Origin of the sequence: Bradyrhizobium sp. AUGA SZCCT0431, assembly GCF_018131065.1 — a bacterium.
GTDB lineage: Bacteria > Pseudomonadota > Alphaproteobacteria > Rhizobiales > Xanthobacteraceae > Bradyrhizobium.
In genome coordinates, this window is record NZ_JAFCLR010000029.1 from 76756 (window position 1) to 93508 (window position 16753).

18 protein-coding genes are annotated in these 16753 nt (G+C 55.2%); 2 read left to right on the forward strand and 16 right to left on the reverse strand.

Annotated features, from left to right (window positions below):
- Positions 1-6: 6 nt before the first annotated feature.
- From JQ567_RS25695 to JQ567_RS39110, 6 genes are all read right to left on the reverse strand, one after another.
- Positions 7-1458, reverse strand: a complete 1452-nt coding sequence (locus JQ567_RS25695; protein ID WP_212441394.1) for a terminase large subunit domain-containing protein — start codon at positions 1456-1458, stop codon at positions 7-9.
- On the reverse strand, positions 1418-1822 hold the full coding sequence (locus JQ567_RS25700) for a terminase small subunit (RefSeq protein ID WP_212441395.1): 405 nt from the start codon (positions 1820-1822) through the stop codon (positions 1418-1420). The genes JQ567_RS25695 and JQ567_RS25700 overlap by 41 nt, the downstream gene beginning before the upstream one ends.
- Positions 1823-2419: 597 nt before the next feature.
- On the reverse strand, positions 2420-2818 hold the full coding sequence (locus JQ567_RS25705) for an HNH endonuclease (RefSeq protein WP_212441396.1): 399 nt from the start codon (positions 2816-2818) through the stop codon (positions 2420-2422).
- Positions 2819-3192: 374 nt separating this feature from the next.
- Positions 3193-3438 (reverse strand): hypothetical protein, encoded by a 246-nt coding sequence (locus tag JQ567_RS25710; protein WP_212441397.1) that lies wholly within the window; start codon positions 3436-3438, stop codon positions 3193-3195.
- Positions 3439-3600: 162 nt separating this feature from the next.
- Positions 3601-4155: a hypothetical protein gene (locus JQ567_RS25715; RefSeq protein ID WP_212441398.1), complete on the reverse strand. Its 555-nt coding sequence runs from the start codon at positions 4153-4155 to the stop codon at positions 3601-3603.
- A gap of 25 nt (positions 4156-4180) precedes the next feature.
- Complete coding sequence (locus JQ567_RS39110) at positions 4181-4654, reverse strand: HNH endonuclease (RefSeq protein ID WP_212441399.1); 474 nt, start codon at positions 4652-4654, stop codon at positions 4181-4183.
- 124 nt (positions 4655-4778) lie between these two features.
- On the opposite strand from JQ567_RS39110, the gene JQ567_RS25725 reads away from it, so the two are divergent.
- The gene (locus JQ567_RS25725) at positions 4779-4967 is read left to right on the forward strand and encodes a hypothetical protein (RefSeq protein WP_212441400.1); all 189 of its coding nucleotides are present in this window, start codon (positions 4779-4781) and stop codon (positions 4965-4967) included.
- Positions 4968-5128: 161 nt separating this feature from the next.
- On the opposite strand, the gene JQ567_RS25730 is transcribed toward JQ567_RS25725, so the two are convergent.
- The 10 genes from JQ567_RS25730 to JQ567_RS25775 form a co-directional block, all read right to left on the reverse strand.
- On the reverse strand, positions 5129-6145 hold the full coding sequence (locus JQ567_RS25730) for a hypothetical protein (RefSeq protein ID WP_212441401.1): 1017 nt from the start codon (positions 6143-6145) through the stop codon (positions 5129-5131).
- 75 nt (positions 6146-6220) lie between these two features.
- On the reverse strand, positions 6221-7912 hold the full coding sequence (locus JQ567_RS25735) for a helicase HerA domain-containing protein (RefSeq protein ID WP_212441402.1): 1692 nt from the start codon (positions 7910-7912) through the stop codon (positions 6221-6223).
- Positions 7899-8285 (reverse strand): hypothetical protein, encoded by a 387-nt coding sequence (locus JQ567_RS25740; protein WP_212441403.1) that lies wholly within the window; start codon positions 8283-8285, stop codon positions 7899-7901. The genes JQ567_RS25735 and JQ567_RS25740 overlap by 14 nt, the downstream gene beginning before the upstream one ends.
- Positions 8282-8986 carry a hypothetical protein gene (locus tag JQ567_RS25745; protein WP_212441404.1) on the reverse strand — a complete coding sequence of 235 codons (705 nt, stop codon included), beginning with the start codon at positions 8984-8986 and terminating at the stop codon, positions 8282-8284. Before JQ567_RS25745 ends, JQ567_RS25740 begins: the two co-directional genes overlap by 4 nt.
- Positions 8987-9683: 697 nt before the next feature.
- Positions 9684-10793, reverse strand: coding sequence for an integrase family protein (locus JQ567_RS38310; RefSeq protein WP_212441405.1), 1110 nt, complete (start codon positions 10791-10793; stop codon positions 9684-9686).
- A gap of 391 nt (positions 10794-11184) precedes the next feature.
- Positions 11185-12753, reverse strand: coding sequence for a heme peroxidase family protein (locus JQ567_RS25755; RefSeq protein ID WP_212441406.1), 1569 nt, complete (start codon positions 12751-12753; stop codon positions 11185-11187).
- A 187-nt stretch (positions 12754-12940) separates the two neighbouring features.
- Positions 12941-13210, reverse strand: coding sequence for a hypothetical protein (locus JQ567_RS25760; protein WP_212441407.1), 270 nt, complete (start codon positions 13208-13210; stop codon positions 12941-12943).
- A 214-nt stretch (positions 13211-13424) separates the two neighbouring features.
- Entirely contained in the window at positions 13425-14393 is a 969-nt protein-coding gene (locus tag JQ567_RS25765) for a tripartite tricarboxylate transporter substrate-binding protein (protein WP_212441408.1), read from the reverse strand.
- A gap of 46 nt (positions 14394-14439) precedes the next feature.
- Positions 14440-14811: a cupin domain-containing protein gene (locus JQ567_RS25770; protein WP_212441409.1), complete on the reverse strand. Its 372-nt coding sequence runs from the start codon at positions 14809-14811 to the stop codon at positions 14440-14442.
- Between the two features lie 46 nt (positions 14812-14857).
- Entirely contained in the window at positions 14858-15496 is a 639-nt protein-coding gene (locus JQ567_RS25775) for an RraA family protein (protein ID WP_212441410.1), read from the reverse strand.
- A gap of 526 nt (positions 15497-16022) precedes the next feature.
- Here JQ567_RS25775 and JQ567_RS25780 point away from each other — a divergent pair.
- Complete coding sequence (locus tag JQ567_RS25780; RefSeq protein ID WP_212441411.1) at positions 16023-16637, forward strand: hypothetical protein; 615 nt, start codon at positions 16023-16025, stop codon at positions 16635-16637.
- Positions 16638-16753 lie beyond the last annotated feature (116 nt).

Consider the following 16753-nt stretch of genomic DNA (forward strand, 5'->3'; position numbering starts at 1 on the left):
CACGAGTCAAATGGCGTTGTTCTTAGGTCGATTACGCGTTGTCCTGCGGTACAGGTAGTCAAGCTCTGCGTGGTTGGGTGGTTGCGCAAATCCCACCATTGCAGCAGTCGCGTCGGCTACGTCATCGTGCACACCCTTTGGAAAGCGGAGGAGTTCTGTTTCCAAGTCAACACATGCACCCTCTAAGTGATAGACCGCCTGATTGAGGTAGCGGGGAATGAGCGCACGAATACGCAACTCTTTCGAGGTCTCCTGGGTTTTGATCGTGGAAATAGGGAGGAAGATATTACGTTTACGACACTCCTCCTCAATGAAGGGTTTGATGACGATGGTGTATTGGCTGTGCTTGTCCAAGATACCCATTTGCAGGTAATTGTTCTCACGGTGGAGCACGAACAGGTAGTCGATGAAGTCCTTGGGTGAGAGCTTGCGGCCCCACGCTCGTAGATTCCACCGATTTGTCCCATCCACACGGTTATCACAAAAGCCGATGTTGTCAGCTGTCTCCTTATCACTGAACGCGAGGTCGATGGTGAGGTAGCGGTTTAATCGTTTCTCATTGAGATCAGCTTCAGAGCGATACTGAAAGAAGTCCTTACGGAACTCCTGACTCTCACTGTCGAGTGGGTTGCCCTGATACAACGCTGACCAGTCATACGAACCAATATCACGCTTGGTGCTCTCAAGGATGTCTAATGAAAAGTGGTCAGCCCACAGTGCATCCCCGCGCTTACGATACTGTTCGTCTTCGGTCGCAATGGCAGGGAGGTGTAAGACTTCCCACTCTGACGCGTTCTCAGAGCGGAGAATACGCCCTACAAGGTCGTCGTCATGCCATCTCGTAAGCGGAATGATGATCGCGCCTTGCGGAGACAATCGAGTACGAGCAACGGATGTGTACCAATTCCACGTACTCTCACGAACGACCTCACTCTCTGCGTCCTGTCGGTTCTTTACAGGGTCGTCAATGATGAGAATGTCAGCGCCCTTACCAGTGGTAGCTCCTCCGACACCAACTGCGTTATAGGCACCACGCCCATTCGTATTCCACTTACCTTTAGCCTGACTGTCTTCAGCGAGTTCAACACTTGGAAAGAGGTGGTGGTACTTCTCCCCCGCGATGATGTTACGGACCTGTCGGCCGAAATCAGTTGCGAGGTCTGCCGAGTACGAGGCTTCGATGATGTTCTTATCTTTGTTTCTGCCAATAGCCCACGCAGGAAACTGGACGGAACAGAGTTCTGACTTGCCGTGACGTGGTGGCATGACCACGATGAGGCGCTTGAGTTCTCCACGCTCAACACGCTCAAGCTTCTCCGCAATGAGTTCGTGGTGCCAGTTGGTTTTGTAGTCAGGGAAATTGAAACAGATGAACGGGAGGAGCTTGCGTCTCGCTAACTCTCGTCTCGCTAATTCCTTACGCGCTTCTCCCTTCGATGATTGCTTGGAGTTGTTCATTCGACATTTGATCTAGCTCCGATGGGTGGAGGTCCTTACCGTCCTTTCCTGTGATCTCTTGCTTCTCTACGTAGCCGTGTTTCGAGAGTAATAACTTGGCGCTTGTTGCATTGAAACGATTAGAGAGTGCGCCATCGACTAGCTCTCCCTCTTGTGCAGCCAAAATATCTTCAATGATGTCCGAAAATTCGGAGTGATCTTTCGCCCAGAGATACACAGTGGAACGAGCAACGCCTAACGCACGGGCTAGATCGGCTACCTGTGGGATAGCGCGACGATCTGCGCGAGGTGTAGCTTCCCAGTCTTTTAGGAAGGCTTCAGCCTGTTCTACGACTTGTGGGCCGTAATCGGTGGGTCGGGCCATATAGCTCTAGTGTACCACCTGTTTCTTCGAGCACTCCCAACACCGGCCATTGTAGGTGATGGTGGTTGGTTGTTTACAGTCTCTACAGTGGTAGGTCATTGAAGATTGATAAGGCCTCGTACTACCCCCATCGTGAGGTCATGTGTCGCTGTGTCAGTGTTGCGCGCTTCTCTAATCTGTTCGAGTGAACCCGCAGTATTAAGCAAATGGAGTATACGTTTCCGCTCCCCCTCCCTCACTCGCTCTAGCTCTGTCTCTATGTCATCAACGAGTGGTTTGAGGTCAAATTGTCCATCTATAACAACGTCGGTTAGTCCCGCGTCATAACGTACGTAATTCCAGTTGTTTCCAGCGGGGAAATGCTTTCTGATTATCTCTTCGATGCTCATGCCCCAATTCTACCAATCCCTCGCCAGTGGTCTAGGAGGTGGTGTGGATAGAGCCGATGACAGGATAGTCACGGTCGAGTGTGCCGTTCTTCTTAGCCTCGTTATAGCGAGTGATGCGGTAGAGCATTTCTGTGTCGATCTCGCGCCACATATTACTGGCAACTCACACAAACATTTAAAGATTCATCTTCAGGGAAGTCTTCTGGTTTTACTTCAGCCATGTCATCAATTCTAACACCGCGTCTCTCATTTGCATTGAGGTGCGGGCACGTTCTTCTAAAGCGTCATATTCATCACGTCCAAGCCACTCAACCATGAAGGCTTTGTACTCGTTGTTTTGGTGGCGCTCCCATGCGGTATGACAATCACGACACAGAGCGATGCAGTTCTTCGGGTCAAAGCGAGTTCGCTTCATATCCCGCCGCCAATAATGAGAGTTGTCTAAGCCGATGCCTGTGCGCTTACACCTGCGGCACATACCGTCACGTTGGCGAATCCACATTGAAAACTTACCATCGGCGGTCTTTGTTTTTAGCGGCGTGACCTTAAAGATTTTTACTTGGTCTGCTTTTGAGAAGCTCACAAAGAGTAGCGGCAATTCGAGCACAGCAGTGCTTCGTTCGGCGCTAGAAAGATATTGGTTCCGACCTTGCCCTTAAACCCACAGACAGAACACTTAAATGGTGAGCCTTTTGGGTGCCATTCACCCCGCATATCTTCGAGCTGAATGGGAGACTTAATCATCACTGAATTATAGCGTGAAATGAAAAGAGGCCCGAAGGCCCCTCGTCTCATTTGCTTTTGATCTTCCCGCTTCCATTGCAGCGGTCGCATGTCCTCACGTTATTTGGACTATCCCCTGTAGTCCCTTTTCCTGAGCACTTGGGGCACATGATTTTCACGTGGTCCCCGTATACATTCCCCTTCCGACCTTCAATCGACATGTGCAATCTCCTTGTTGAAACGCGAGGAGACTAGCAGCTACTTGGGGGGAGGCAAGTCGTTTACGTTGAATTGCCTGAACTCGCGAGCCGTCATCGGGCTACCTTCGTAGTATCTGCCAAACGCGTACACGAAGGGTGTGTAGGTCGGCATGATGTTGCCTGTGACTTTGCACTTACGGTGGTCGGCGGGTTCTCCGAGGAGAAAGCCGAATGATAACCAGAGTGCAGGGGGTAAGCAGCCGAGTGCTTCATCGTATCGCTTCTCGTCGATCTCTTTCCACATGCGGACCTCCTGTGTTGTGTCCGCAGTGAATTGTACCAAGTAGAAACCCCACCATTTGCGGTGGGGTTATCGCTTTGGGGCTGTCAGACCCAGTGGCCCAGACAACGCGGCGCATCGCTGACACGAGCCGTATCCGCATTGCTCTTGCAAGTGGGCAGCGAATTACGACGCGTCTCGTTTTATTTCCACGATGTTTTCACCACGGAGTGAAACGGGGACAATGAAGTCAACGCATCCGATGTAACCGAGCAACTGCCCGCTCTCCATATCCCACACAGGAACGGCGATGGTGCCTTTGAGGACACCCTTGTTGGCGTAGCCAATCCCCGCTCGTGCAGCGATGAACGGGTCCAGCCCTGTGACTTCTACGGCAGGATGATCTGCTTCTAGGCCTTCGAGTGGCTTGAAGCCGTTTCGTTCGTCCTGAGGCCGTTTAGAGGCCAATGCGGGGCTGTTAGGCTTACTCAGCCAGTCTGCCGCTTCCTTCAGTGACAGCTCTTTGACGTGCGAGACGAGCGAGAGAATGTCACCGCCAGCTTTTGCCGTGTGACAGAACGCAATGTTTCGGTCCGTGTTGACGGCTAGGTTGTTCTTGCCGCCGCACTTGGGGCAGTCGAGTTTCAACTGCGCCTTACTCCCTTGCGGAATGGCAACGCCCAACAGTGCGAGGCATTGCGTGATGGTGATTTCGTTCTTCAGCTTTTGGAAATCAGGCATCTGTTTGCTCCTTTTGTAACTGCACTCAGTTTACCATTAGGAGTGCGCGGATTTGTGCAGCCACGCGTATTGCTTCCGTCTTGGTGGAATACCCTTTGTACCCTCTTCTCACACCGCCGATCATTAACCTCACAAACCACTTGCGTGTGCGTTTATGAAAGGTAACTCCCGCGCCTTGATGAGAGCGGTTGACGTAACTCCGCTCTCTATTTTCTGTAGGGGTTAAGGCCTGTAGGTTCTCTATGTGGTTATCGTCCCGAATAAAGTTTATGTGGTCGATCTCATAACCGTCAGGGATTTGGCCGAAGTGGAATATCCATATAAGTCGGTGCACGGGATGCCAGCGTTGGTGCACCTTACATTTCAAATAACCCTGTGATGTGGGACCACCGACAAGCCCACCTTTTCGGGCTTGGCCACGGTCAATTCGGTTCAGTAAACGGCCCGTCTTCTTGTTGTAAGTGAAGAGCCTACGTAACTCTTTCTGGTCTAAATCCATTTCTCATGCGCGTTACGGACACCCGCTTGCAAGAAGGTGTCCACAACGTGCTGCAAGCTATTAATGAGTGAAGTGTATCACGCGCTATACTTATTCACGGCAAACCCGCCGAGGAGTATCAGTCATGTCAGGTCGTAGACCCGATTACACAGTCTCAGTCTCCCGCAAAAACGGTGACAAGAATTTCTATACGCAGATCGGCAGCGCGTGGAAGGTGGCGAAAGATGGCATCTCCATCGAACTGCAAGCCCTTCCCGTCGCTGATGCTGACGGCAAAACAAAGTGCGTCCTGTTTCCTGTGCAGGACCAATAACAAAAAGGCCACCCGTTGAGGTGGCCTCTCTGTATCCGTATGACTTGCCTTATGATTGTACTTCAGGCGTTCTCCTCGTCCAAGTGCGCTTTACCTTCGGCTCAGTCTCTCCAATGAGTGAGGCGATCTCCTTATCGGTTGCGTCTTTGATTTCAAGTAATTCACGTAGCCGTTGCAGCTTCTTTTCCATGTTCTCCTCCGATGTTGAATGGGTCTAATCCAGCTCGTAGCCAGTCACGTTGAAAGATACGTGCGTCAGGCGGTCGTATCGCACTCCCTGTGTACTTACATTGGTAGCACTTCCCTCCTTTGCATCGTGGACACTCGATGGACTCTCCGCGTGAGAGCGGTGAAAAGGTTTCTTCCGACTGAAAGGCCATCAACTCCCGTATCGGTTCGGGCATCTTTCGCATCTTAGAAATGATGTCGTGCATGTGGCCCTCAGAGGTGGTGACCGTCAGAACTTTGAAGGGGCTTTCTTTGATGCCGAAATGCTTCTTGATCTGTGCCAGTCCCGTCTCAATCTTGCGAGGCTTGTCCATGAATGACGTCCCCGCCGATGAGATACGTTCGGTTGGTTCACTGCGCATGTCCCACTCGCACAGGAACATCTCGCGGTGGTCGGGATAGATCGCACCAAAGAGATCGTCAGGGATGTAACTATCGGTGCCGAGGTCTACTCGGAGCGGGCTTCGCTTACTATCGAAGTCCATCCGCTCGAAGAGTTCGTACTTTGAAACGTAGGTGATGCCCGCTTGTTTCAGGCCTAACCGAATAGACCCGAGCGACTGGGAGCCGACGTAGTTGTGCCAAAAGGCATGAGGCCCTGAGTGTCCTAGTTTCTTTCTGAGCATTGCGTGCCACGGGGTAATACGACCGTAGGCAATGAGGAGTGAGATACCATCCTCAGTAATGTCGTAGATGGTCCCCTTGTAGTTCTTGTTCTTACGATACTCCTGCGCCTCGGGTTTGAAGATGTAGGTGTAGGGACGCGAGGCCAGCGTGTCTAAGCGTTTCGTGGTTATCTGCTTGGTCTTCGTGGGGTTGAAATACTCGTGGAGAATGCTCGTGTCACACGCGCCCACATCGAAGATAAATTCCAAGTAATCAATGTCACGCGCCATCGTGACGATTTTGACGGGCGTCTCCCGCACATCGAATTTATAGTTCTTTCCCATAGGAGGGATGTAACGCAGTCAGTGCCAGCGTCAACGTGAGGCCTATTATACCCTGCCGTCATATGTGGCGCTTTGCTACCACTCGCGGAACCGAGGAGACAAAGGATATTTTGGGCGTGGTGGCCGCTCCTCCACCGCTTCTTCCTCTACCACTACAGGCGCGTAGCAATACCGCTCTCTAAAGTACTGCTGACGGAGTGCGATTTCTCCGCGTGTGAGCTTGGGGTGGTTCGCACTATCCACAAGGGGGATTTTGAGTGTGACGGCTTGGGGGGTAACATCTCTTACATATGCAGCGAATGAACCAGTTGGTAAACCGCGTAAGTGCTCCGTTGTCGCCCGAAGACGTGGCGCTAGTGCAGGAGCATCTTCGTCGGAGTTTGCCATTCTTATCCCGCAGTTGGATAAAGCGTCTAGGACGTTGGCACTTTGGATTTGAGGTAAACGCTGGTGAGCTGCGATAACCTGAATGCGCTGTGACCTACATTCATCTAAAATGCCAGCTAGTTTTTCATCGCGGGCAATTACGGTGTGACACTCATCCATGTAGAGGCGAACGGGGTTCTTATCCTCGGGCTTCCTGTTGCTTCTTTGATCTGCGGCTGCGCGTATCATCGCAATAAAGAAGCGTCCAAAGAACTCAGCGCCCGCGTCGTCCAATAACTGTTTTGAATTGTTGATGAGGTAAATGTGCTGGCTATCCATCCACTCCGTCATGTTGATCTTCGTAGTCGGAGATTTGAACATCTCTCGGAGCAAGGGAATGGAGGTGGTGAGATCACGAATGCGCCAGAGCAATTGCTGCTTGGTGTCTTTGTAAGTCGCGCTGTCGTACTCGCCTTTGTAGAAAAACTCCTGATCTTCGATGTCCAATTGTTGGATAGCAGCGTCGTACTCTTTCCAGCCATGCACTAAGAAATGTCTGAAGGTTGCAAAGGACGCGTTGGGGACTTTCTGTAAGACGAGAAAGATGGAACGGAAGAGGGTTGACTGAAGCGCGGTGGGTTTCGTCTCCATCAATGATGAAAAGAGATATTCCAAAAAGGCAACGGAATGTGTGGAGGTCGCGCCGATCTGCAAGGGGTTCAAAGCAAGGTGCGGGTCAGGGTCAATTACCACTACTTGTTTTTGCAGTTTCAAATCTTTGATGGCGTTGATGAGATCGCCTTTGCTGTCCAATACAATGATGGAGCCGTTCGTTTTGGCATCCATGAGAAGTTGGTGGACGAGTAAATTTGTTTTGCCCTTGCCCGCAGGCGAACAGATATACCAGCCCAAGTCCCGTTTATCTTCTAACTCAAAGGGAATGCGCTGCTCGAAGATTTTCATGAGCGGCGTGTCTTTGACGTAGTTGAGGTAATCCCCTTTGTATTCGTCGAAGTCTCCGAGTTTGTCGCCGTTTTTAATGAGTTTGGCTTTGAGATTGGGACAGTCATTGTTCTTGAAAAAGTGAAAGACCACAAACTCCACTATCCCTTTCGTGCTCGGGAGCTTCTGGGTATAGCCCGTGTTGTATTTCGGGAGTTCGTCGATAGTGTCCTGAATAAACTTCGTGACTAACGTCTCTTCGAGGTCCTGCTCTTCTGCAACGGGTTCGATTTCCTTTACCTTGTCCCGTTCTTTCTGCTCAATCTTGCGCTCAATCCGCATCACGAGGTTGGAGATCAGGACAAAGACGTACATCACCCCGCTCACCGCCATCGTCAGAAGCGAGACGGTGAGGATGACGAGGTTCCACAGCATCCGAAAGAAGTCAGAGATCGACAACGCGTTTTCCTGACGGCGTGGTTGCCGACACGTACGATTTGATCGTGGGTAAAATCTTCTTTTCTAGTAATTCCGCAAAGTCATTCGCTTCGCGGGCGTCGAGGAACGTCACCGCAAAGTTAGGCTGTGCGAAGTGGGTGATCGTGTAGGAGATCGTATTGTCACCCCCTGCCAGCTCCATCTCGCGGGGAGTAAGCTGGGCGTGGTGGACGTGGGCCACGCGCTCCCAGAGTTGGGACTTCGAGAGTGCCGCCTTTTCCTCGTTCGTAAAGGTGAGGTGGGGATACACGCTGTAAATGGTCTGTGTCTCTTTGGAAAAGAACCCTGTTTTTACGGTCTGTGTAACTTCTTTGACTTCAATCTCTGCTCTCATGTAATCGCTTTCTGAATGAATGAGTTGTACTCGTTGGTAGAGGGAATAAGCCCCTCGTACTGGGCCAGTGTCACCGCGTCCTCATGAGTGCAACTTTTGCCCGCCTTGTCCATGAGTAAGCACAGCTGACGCATTTTCGGGTCTAACTCTGCGAGGGTGTTCACGCCAGCCATCAGGCGGTTCTCCCGTATAAGTACGGAGTGAAAGGGACGGGCGTAGAACCCAAAGTCAGGAATGACGATCTGTCCTTTGAACTGTCTGATAAGCAGCGAGCCTAAAATGAACGCGTCAAAGTCTCCGATCTCGGAACGGTTGAGACGGGCCACAATCGGCCGTGATTGAAATGAAAAGTTCGGCTCCCCGCACAGTACCTTTCTCAAAATAGGTGAGATCAACAGGTCGCCAATGGTCGCCTGTGCCTCCTCGTCCTCGGTGTCGAGCTGGTCGAGGCGCGTAGTGGTAAGTAAGGCCTTCGTGAGTGCCCTCTTCCCGTTACGCACGGTCAGGGTGTCTTTCCCCTCCGTACCGTAGACCGTCTCCGCAAACTCACGCGCTCCTCGGTAGCCGAGTTTCTTCAGGGGATTGAACGAGTGGATGGTCGGGTCGAACACGTCACCGTCAATCACATCGTCATTGATGAAAAGGAACCCGCGAGTGCGCGGAAAGACTTTGGGAGTTAAACCGATTTGGAGGTAATTCATGGGCCGAGATCGCGGCGGTTTTAACTCGCATCGTGACAAGTCCTGACGCGCAGGGAAATCGGCCACAAAACAAGAGCTGTCAGCGGTAATTATATCGCGGCTCTGGTGGCATCGTAGAAGCACTGTCGAAAACCGTCGAAACGTGTAAAAACCGTGTCAAAGCAGTGTAGAACTGTCCGTCACGGTTGCGTCGGTCATCCCGTAAGGGGGACGACTTCATTGGACTGCCGCAGCCCACCAGCCTCGTGCGCCTGTGGGGTGAGCGATAGGGAGATTGAAGACGAAGGATGAAACAAGGCTATAGGACAATGAAGTCGTCCCGTGTCGGGCGGCGCAACGTGACGGAATCGTTACCTTTTTCCGCTAGGAATGAGCACTGACAAGGCTTGGAACGGTCGCGATAGCGGCCAGTATACCTGTAAACGAAACGGGCGGGGTTTGGATGCCCGCCCGCGCTCGTTAAGAGCCACCGTGAGTAGTACGGCCTTGTAGGAGTCGGGTGATTTCCTCTACGCGGTAGCGCACGATAGCGGAGCGGAGAGAACCAATCTTTATAGGATTTAGAAACCCTGCCTCTTCGTACCGTAGAAACTGCGTATTAGAAACATCAAGCCCTAACTGCCTTACCTCATTGCGCGTCACAAGCTCTTTCATGTCGGTCACTCCGTTAGGAGCGGCCACCCCATGGAAGGGTTTGCTAGCCGAAAAGTTTTAGCAGATATTGCTCGTAATTGTCCATCGCCTCCCGCATCTCAGAGAGGTACTTGTGCTGATCATAGATGATCTCAACATCGGTCTGAGCGCTGATGTGGTTAACGAGGCGCTCGGCAATGTGGGGCGGGGTTTTTATCCTGCCGTGGATGGTGCGGAACGAGCGTCTAATATCGTGAACCCGCCAGTTTGAAACTCCCGAGGCTTTGTCGATGGCAACTTTACTCTTGCTCCATCCTTGGAATGGTGAAGCTCCAGTGCCGCGAGCGGGGAATATCAGAGCCTTCGTCGTAGAGCCAATAGCAGCCTGAATAAGTAATTCCGTGAGTTCGCCACAAGGGAATGTGTGCTCTCGCCCGTTCTTTGTCACTTCGCTCGGTAGACATATGGTTTGTTGATTGTGTGAATAGTATTCGGGCCGCAGTGCCGCAATCTCCCCTTTGCGTTGGCCCGTCAGGATAAGCAGACGGATGATCGTATGGTAAATCGTAGGGGTTTCTGTCGCCTTCCACAAACATTGTAGCTCGCTGTCAGTGAGGACGCGAGCACGGTGCGCGACTTTGTGTTGCGAGAAACCAATAGTGGGATTGTCTGAAATGTAGCGGCGTTTGTGCGCCCATGTGAAAAAGGTCTTCGCGTTCTGAAGGGCGTGGTTGTGTTCGGAACGGGCTTTGATCTTCAGTAATCGCCGCTCAATATCGGAGTGTTTGATGTCGGCCAACTGTCCCTTAAAAGGAAAGTGCAGGTTGATAAGGCGTTTGTAGTCTTTGATTGTGCGTGCGCGGCGGGACTTCTCCTTCTCCGCGAGGAACACGTCAAAAGCGTCAGGGAAGGTGATGGACTGCGGTCTTACTTTCCCGAGGGTCTTCTCCGCTAACAGTCGTTTCGCCTCTGTACGGGCTTCTGCGAGGGTAATGATGCCGTAGCGTCCGAGGGTGATGCGGGTGTTGGAAATCTTCACGACAAAGGTCTTCGAGCCACCCTGTGAAATCCGCACACCGAATGACGCGAGCTTCGTATCCCACACATCTACTTGGCCGATCTTAGGTACGTCTAAAGACCGTAGGCTTGCGTCACTGAGCGCTTTCCTAGTCACGGCTTAGGTACTCCCGTCGCTGTTGGTACGGTGTTTCAGAGCGTGACAAGAAATACACCGAAAACGGGAAAAGTGAAAGGAAAACAAGAGGGATGTGGGGGTATGGGGTGGGGTGTGTATATGAGGCCCACGCTTTAGGAAACCGTCGCTCTATCCGGCTGAGCTACGGGACCGCGAACCCGCCGAATAGGCGGGCTTCGCGATTCCATATCAGAGCGGAAGCCTGATCGCCAGCCTGCGATTGCGCCGTGATCTGGAACGCCCAACCGCAGGAACACTGGTGATTTTGGCGCCTAGAGCCCCGTTCCGATGGAATCGGAACGGGGCTCTAGATTCTTGTTTCGACGCGTTTTCTTGACGCGAACCGGACGCCACTTCGCTGGAAAACGCTCTACACCGTCGATATGCCGTCGATCGGGCTGACATCGCCGACGAACCGCAGCAAGTCGGCCATGGTGAAATCGCCCGGTGTCTTGGAGGGCAGCGTCGGCTTCCAGTTCTTGCCCTTGAGCCAGAGATACGACTGGCGGTCGCCATGCACGAGGCCGACGAAGACTTCCGAAATGATCGTGGCGCCGACCGGTCCGAGTTTTTCGCCGCCGCCGCGCTGCTCGGCCTCTTTCAGGATGTAGTACCAGAGCGGGGTGTGCTCGTGCAGGCCATGCTTCTTCGCCACCGCGCCGTCGGTGCCCTTGGCGATTTCGGCCGAAGTCAGCGGGTTTTTGATCCGCATCGCCTTGGCGACATCCTGTCCCGACGGCAATCCGAGCAGCACGCCGCGCTTCAAATTGCGGAACGGCAGGCTGCGGGTGGCGACGGGGCCGCCGCCCGGGAGCGTATGCAATTGCGGCACCACGAACGGATCGAGCTTGCGCGAGGGGTTGAGCCTGACGTCAGCGGGATTGGTGGCCAGCACTTCGTGGTAGCGCCGCCAGTCGATGATCCAGTTGCTGGAAAGCAATGGAATCGGCAGCGGAGGCACGACAGGATTCGGCGCGAGATCGCCGACAATGCCGCCGGACAAACCGGTGAACTTGAACAGCAGGTCGAGCGAGGCCGGGATTAGTCCGCCGGGACCGGGCGTGAAGATGCGATTGTGGCTATAGACCTCGCGCACCATGCTGTGGCCTAGCCGGTACGCGGCCCCGGAAAACTCGACGGGCATGTAGGGCGTCTTCTTGAAGCGATAGAAGCGGCGGCCCTGTTCGAGGATTTTCGCAACGATTCCCTTTTCGGTGATGCGCTCGACGAAATCGTGCAGCACCATCCACTGATAGTGCCAGGTCACGATCTGGCGGGCCTCCGCAAAGATCTCGTCGGCGGGCGTGCCCGCCGCCGCCAGCTGATCGCACACCTTGTTGTGGAATTTCAGCATCGCCAGATGCGTCTGCGCGACCACGAGGTTTTCGTCGTTGCGATGATCGCCGATCAGCGCGAAGCCTTCGGGATTCCGCGGCAGATCATTGCGAGGGGTGATGGTTACATTGCCGGCCGGCACGCTGATGGTCTTGCCTATCAACAGTTTCGGACCAGGACCCTTGCCATCGGGATCACCGGGATTGCGCGCGTAAAGGTGCCGGCTGCCATCCGGACCGAGGCCATAGACGTTGTCCAGATCGAGCGCCGGGGTGCGGAAATTCTCGACCGCGTTGGGATCGGCTTCCTTTTCACCGAACGACGTCAGGTCAAGCGTGATGTCGTGATCGACGAACTGCCCGAGATAGGTGAAGCCGGCCGGCACCTTGGTATTATTGCCGGCGGGGTCGCCGGGGCTCGGGTCTTTCATCGCGTCGGCGAGCTCTTGCAACGGACCGTCATCGACCGCCAGCGGCTCGAGGTTCGGAAACATCCGACCGAACATGCCGGGATCGTCGTGCCCGGAAAGCGTATCAAGAAATTGTCGGGTCGGATGACGGCCAGTTTTGCCATGGCCGGGCTGGACATTCACTTCTGTTGCCATCGCTTTCTCCAATCAGGAAATACTATGAGGAGAGGGGCGCCAGTTGAGTCGTCTCAGTTCCTTAAAATGAAAATCGAAATTTCAGCATTGCCCCTCTGGGTGAGTGACAACAGCTATAAACCTATAGATTGTGGCAGATTGTTGCGTGGTTCACACTTCGCCGCGAAGTTTGCTGCGTCAATAGCGCTCAGGCGATCTCGAACTCTTTGCGGATTTCGGCGTCGGTGTAGAAGCAGATGCCGCCGTCGAGATCGTGGACCAGCCACTCTCCCAGATAGACGATCTGCGCGCCGCTCTGCCGCTCATGTCGAAGCTCGAGTTGTCCGTCGTCGCTGCGTTGAAGCGAGCAACTGGACTGTACCCAGCTCGGCCATTCGTAGAGCGGCTGCCCGGTGAACTGCCAGGCGATCAGGGCCGCATTGCTGGGACGGGGCTTCAACGTGAGTGTGCTGTTCACAACGATCTCCGAAAGGGGCGACTTTCCGCGTTTTGATAACGCCCACGAACCAAAAAGGTTGGGTGCGTTTCCCCAAACTTCGCCACGAGTCGGCCCCCTTGCCTATGCGTCTTTGGGATAGGTCCGGGGTCATACGGGCTACCGCCGCGGCAAGGCGCCCGGCAGATTTGGCGAGGCTGCCGCCGGATCGGTCAGGGGGAGATGAGGGCCGATCCTACGCCTTGATGTTGTTCTCGCGCACGACCTTGCCCCAGGCGCTGACCTGCTTGGCGAAGAACGTGCCGAAATCCTTGGCGTCGGCCAGCAGCAGCGTCATTTGCTGCGTTTCGCGCAGCTGCGCCGCGACCGCGGGCTCGCTCAGAATTTCGCGGACCGGCTTCGCGAGGCCATCGATGACATCAGGCGGCGTGCCCTTGGGTGCAAAAATGCCCCACCAGGCCAGCGTCTCGGAATCGGGGTAGCCGGCTTCGCTTCCCGTCTGCGTGTCCGGCAGCGAGGCCATCCGCTCGCGCCCCAGCTGCAGGATGGGGCGAAGCGTATTGGTCCCCAGCTGCGCCATGATCAGCGCCGCCGATCCCGCGATCAGGTCGACGTGCCCGCCGAGCACATCGTTCATGGCCGGTCCGCCGCCGCGATAGGGCACATGCGTGATTTCTACGCCGGCCTGCTTCGCCAGCATCGTCATCGCGAGATGGCCGAGCGTGCCGATGCCGACGGATGCGTATTTGATCGAGCCGGGCTCCTTTTTCGACGCTGCAACGATATCGGCAAAGGTCTTGAACGGACGGCCGGCGTTCGCCGCGATCACATAGGGCGCGGTGCCAACGAGAAACACCGGCATCAGATCCTGCTCGACGTCGACCTGCGGCTTTTCGAGAATGGCCGGGATCACCGCGTGAGAATCGAAGGTCACGAGAAACGACGAACCGTCCGGCGGGCTCTTGGCCACCTGCGCCGCGCCGAGCGAACCGGCGGCGCCCGACTTGTTCTCCACCAGCACGATACGGTTGAGCTTGGTTTGGAGGTGAGACTGCAGCAGCCGCGCCAGCGCGTCGGTGGAACCTCCCGGCGGGAATGGCACCACCAGCGTCATGTTTTTCGTCGCTTGCGCCAAGGCCAGCGACGGCGCGAAGGTGAATGCGGCCGACGCCGCCAGCATGGTACGTCGCGAGATCTTCTTCATTTCTCTCCCCCTGATTGTTGCTGCGCTTGTTTTTTGTTTCGCAGGTTTATTGATTACCGAAGCCCGATCCCGGCTTTTTGTATTCCGGCCGCGGCGGACTGAAGATATCGAGCACGCGGGCGCCCTCCGGCCCGGCACGCATGGTGTGCGGCACGTTTCCCGGCGTGCGCCAGAAATCGCCCTTCTTCACCGCGATCTCCTCATCGCCCTGTACGCGGATGGCCGAACCCTCGAGCAGCACGCCCCATTGCTCCTCGGGGTGATGATGCAGGGTGCCTTGCGAATGCGGCGCCAGCGTCACCACCGACAGCATGGCCTGCTCGCCGGCGAAGATGCGCGTGGTGAGACCCGGCGCGAGATCGCGAAACAGGCCGTCATCCGGGTTGTCCAGATTGTGAAACTCGTCCCTCTGACTCATCGTCGCTTCCTCAACGTCAGTTGTCCCAATATCCGTTGCGTCTCGATCATGATTTGCCGTAGGAGCCCTGATAGCGGCCTTCGCGGATCGCCACCAACGTTTCCTCTTCTCGCTTGGTCTGGGCGCGCACCGCCTCAAGCAACGAAGGTGCGATCGCGGCCGGAAAGGACACCGCGCCGTCCTCGTCCCCCACCACGATATCACCCGGCGATATCACCGAGCCGCCGATCGAGACCGGCACGTTGATTTCGCCGGGGCCGCTCTTGTAGGGACCGCGATGAATGACCGAACGGGCAAAGCATGGGAAATCGGACGCGGCGAACGCGGCAACGTCGCGGATCGCGCCGTCGATCACATAGCCCGCTGCACCCCGATACTCGGCAATGTTCTTCATGATCTCGCCGACCAGCGCCCGGCTCTCGTCGCCGCCGCCATCGACCACGATCACGTCGCCCGGCCCTACCAGCTCAAGCGCCTTGTGAATGGCCAGATTGTCGCCCGGCCGGGTGCGGACGGTAAAGGCAACGCCCACCAGCCTGCCGCTGCGATGGAACGGCCGCAGCCCCACGGCGCCCGGCAGCCGGGCAAGGTTGTCGCTGATGATCGATGTCGACGCGCTCCTGAATGCCTCGATCAAGTCAGACGCCGGCTTTGGCACGCTATCCATGGCAATGGTGACGCTCATGCAGTTGGTTTCCCCTGATGCTTCTTCTTGTTCGCGGACATCTTTGATAGCGCCAAACCCAGGCAATCAAATACCTTTTTGTGCAGATTGATATGCCCAAATTCTATTTCATTGGGCTGTCTTGGAATCGGGATCGCGTGAGCTCGCCGGGAAATCGGCGGCGGATCGAACGGATTTTCATCAGATGTGAGCTCGCCCCTTCGTTGGTGCACGGTGTTCGGCGAAGCCACACCGGGCCGGCACTGGGAAAAAATGGCAAAGTCCTGCCACAATGCGTCAACAGGCTGACTGCGGCGCAGCCGCCTCCGACGGCTTCCGCCCAATTGGGTCCAAACCCCTTTCGCGTTGAATTTCCAGAATAAATTCCAACGAACCGCCGCTGGGTTCCATCGATCACAGGCAAGAAATCAGCGCTGGAAAATCGCCGGGTTCCGGGGGTGACAAGGCCTGCCAAAATGGCGACAATCGGTTTAATCCATGACCGCAAATCAACTTTGGAACTCGCATTGTTGAGGAAACTTCGTCCGTGATTGCGTCACTATCATCGCTGCTCGCTATCGCAGCCGTCGCCGGCCTCGTCGTGCTGGGCCCGGTGCATGCGCATGCGCAGTGGTGGCGCGGCACGCCGGTCGATTTCGAATCTTGCGCGGACGCCGCCGAGAAGGCGAAGACCAAGGAAGACAAGACGTCAGCGCTTGCCGAATGCAACGCGAAGTTCGCCGGCCGCCGCAAGCCCGGCGGCGGCTACACCTATTACGACTTCATGCAGGACCGGACCTTCGACATCGCGGGGCCCAACCCGACGCCGGAAGAGCAGAAGAAGATCGACCAGCAATATACCGCCTATCTCGAAAGCCAGCGCCGCAGCAGCATCGCGGCGGCCTTCACGGCCAAACAACAGCAGCATCAGCAGCAAGAGCAGCAACAGGAACCGCAACGCGGCGTGCAGCAGGTGGCGCTGCGAACCGAGGTCGAAAAAATCCCGGTGCCGGTGGCAAGCCCGGTCAAGCAGGCCGCGCGCATCAAGGCTTCCAACTGCGCAAAAAATTCCTTCTCCTGCGAATGGCCGCGACTGTCGCAAAGCATCGACGATTTGAAGAAGCTGTTCAACCCGGCGCCAACCAAGCCGAAGCGAAGCTGAAGCCTCGCTGTCGTCTTCTTTCGTCGTCCCAGCGAAGGCCCTAGGGCATGCACACATCTAGTTTATTGGGGATTCCCGAATCGGCATTTTGTGTGATTCATATTGCGACACTTCGG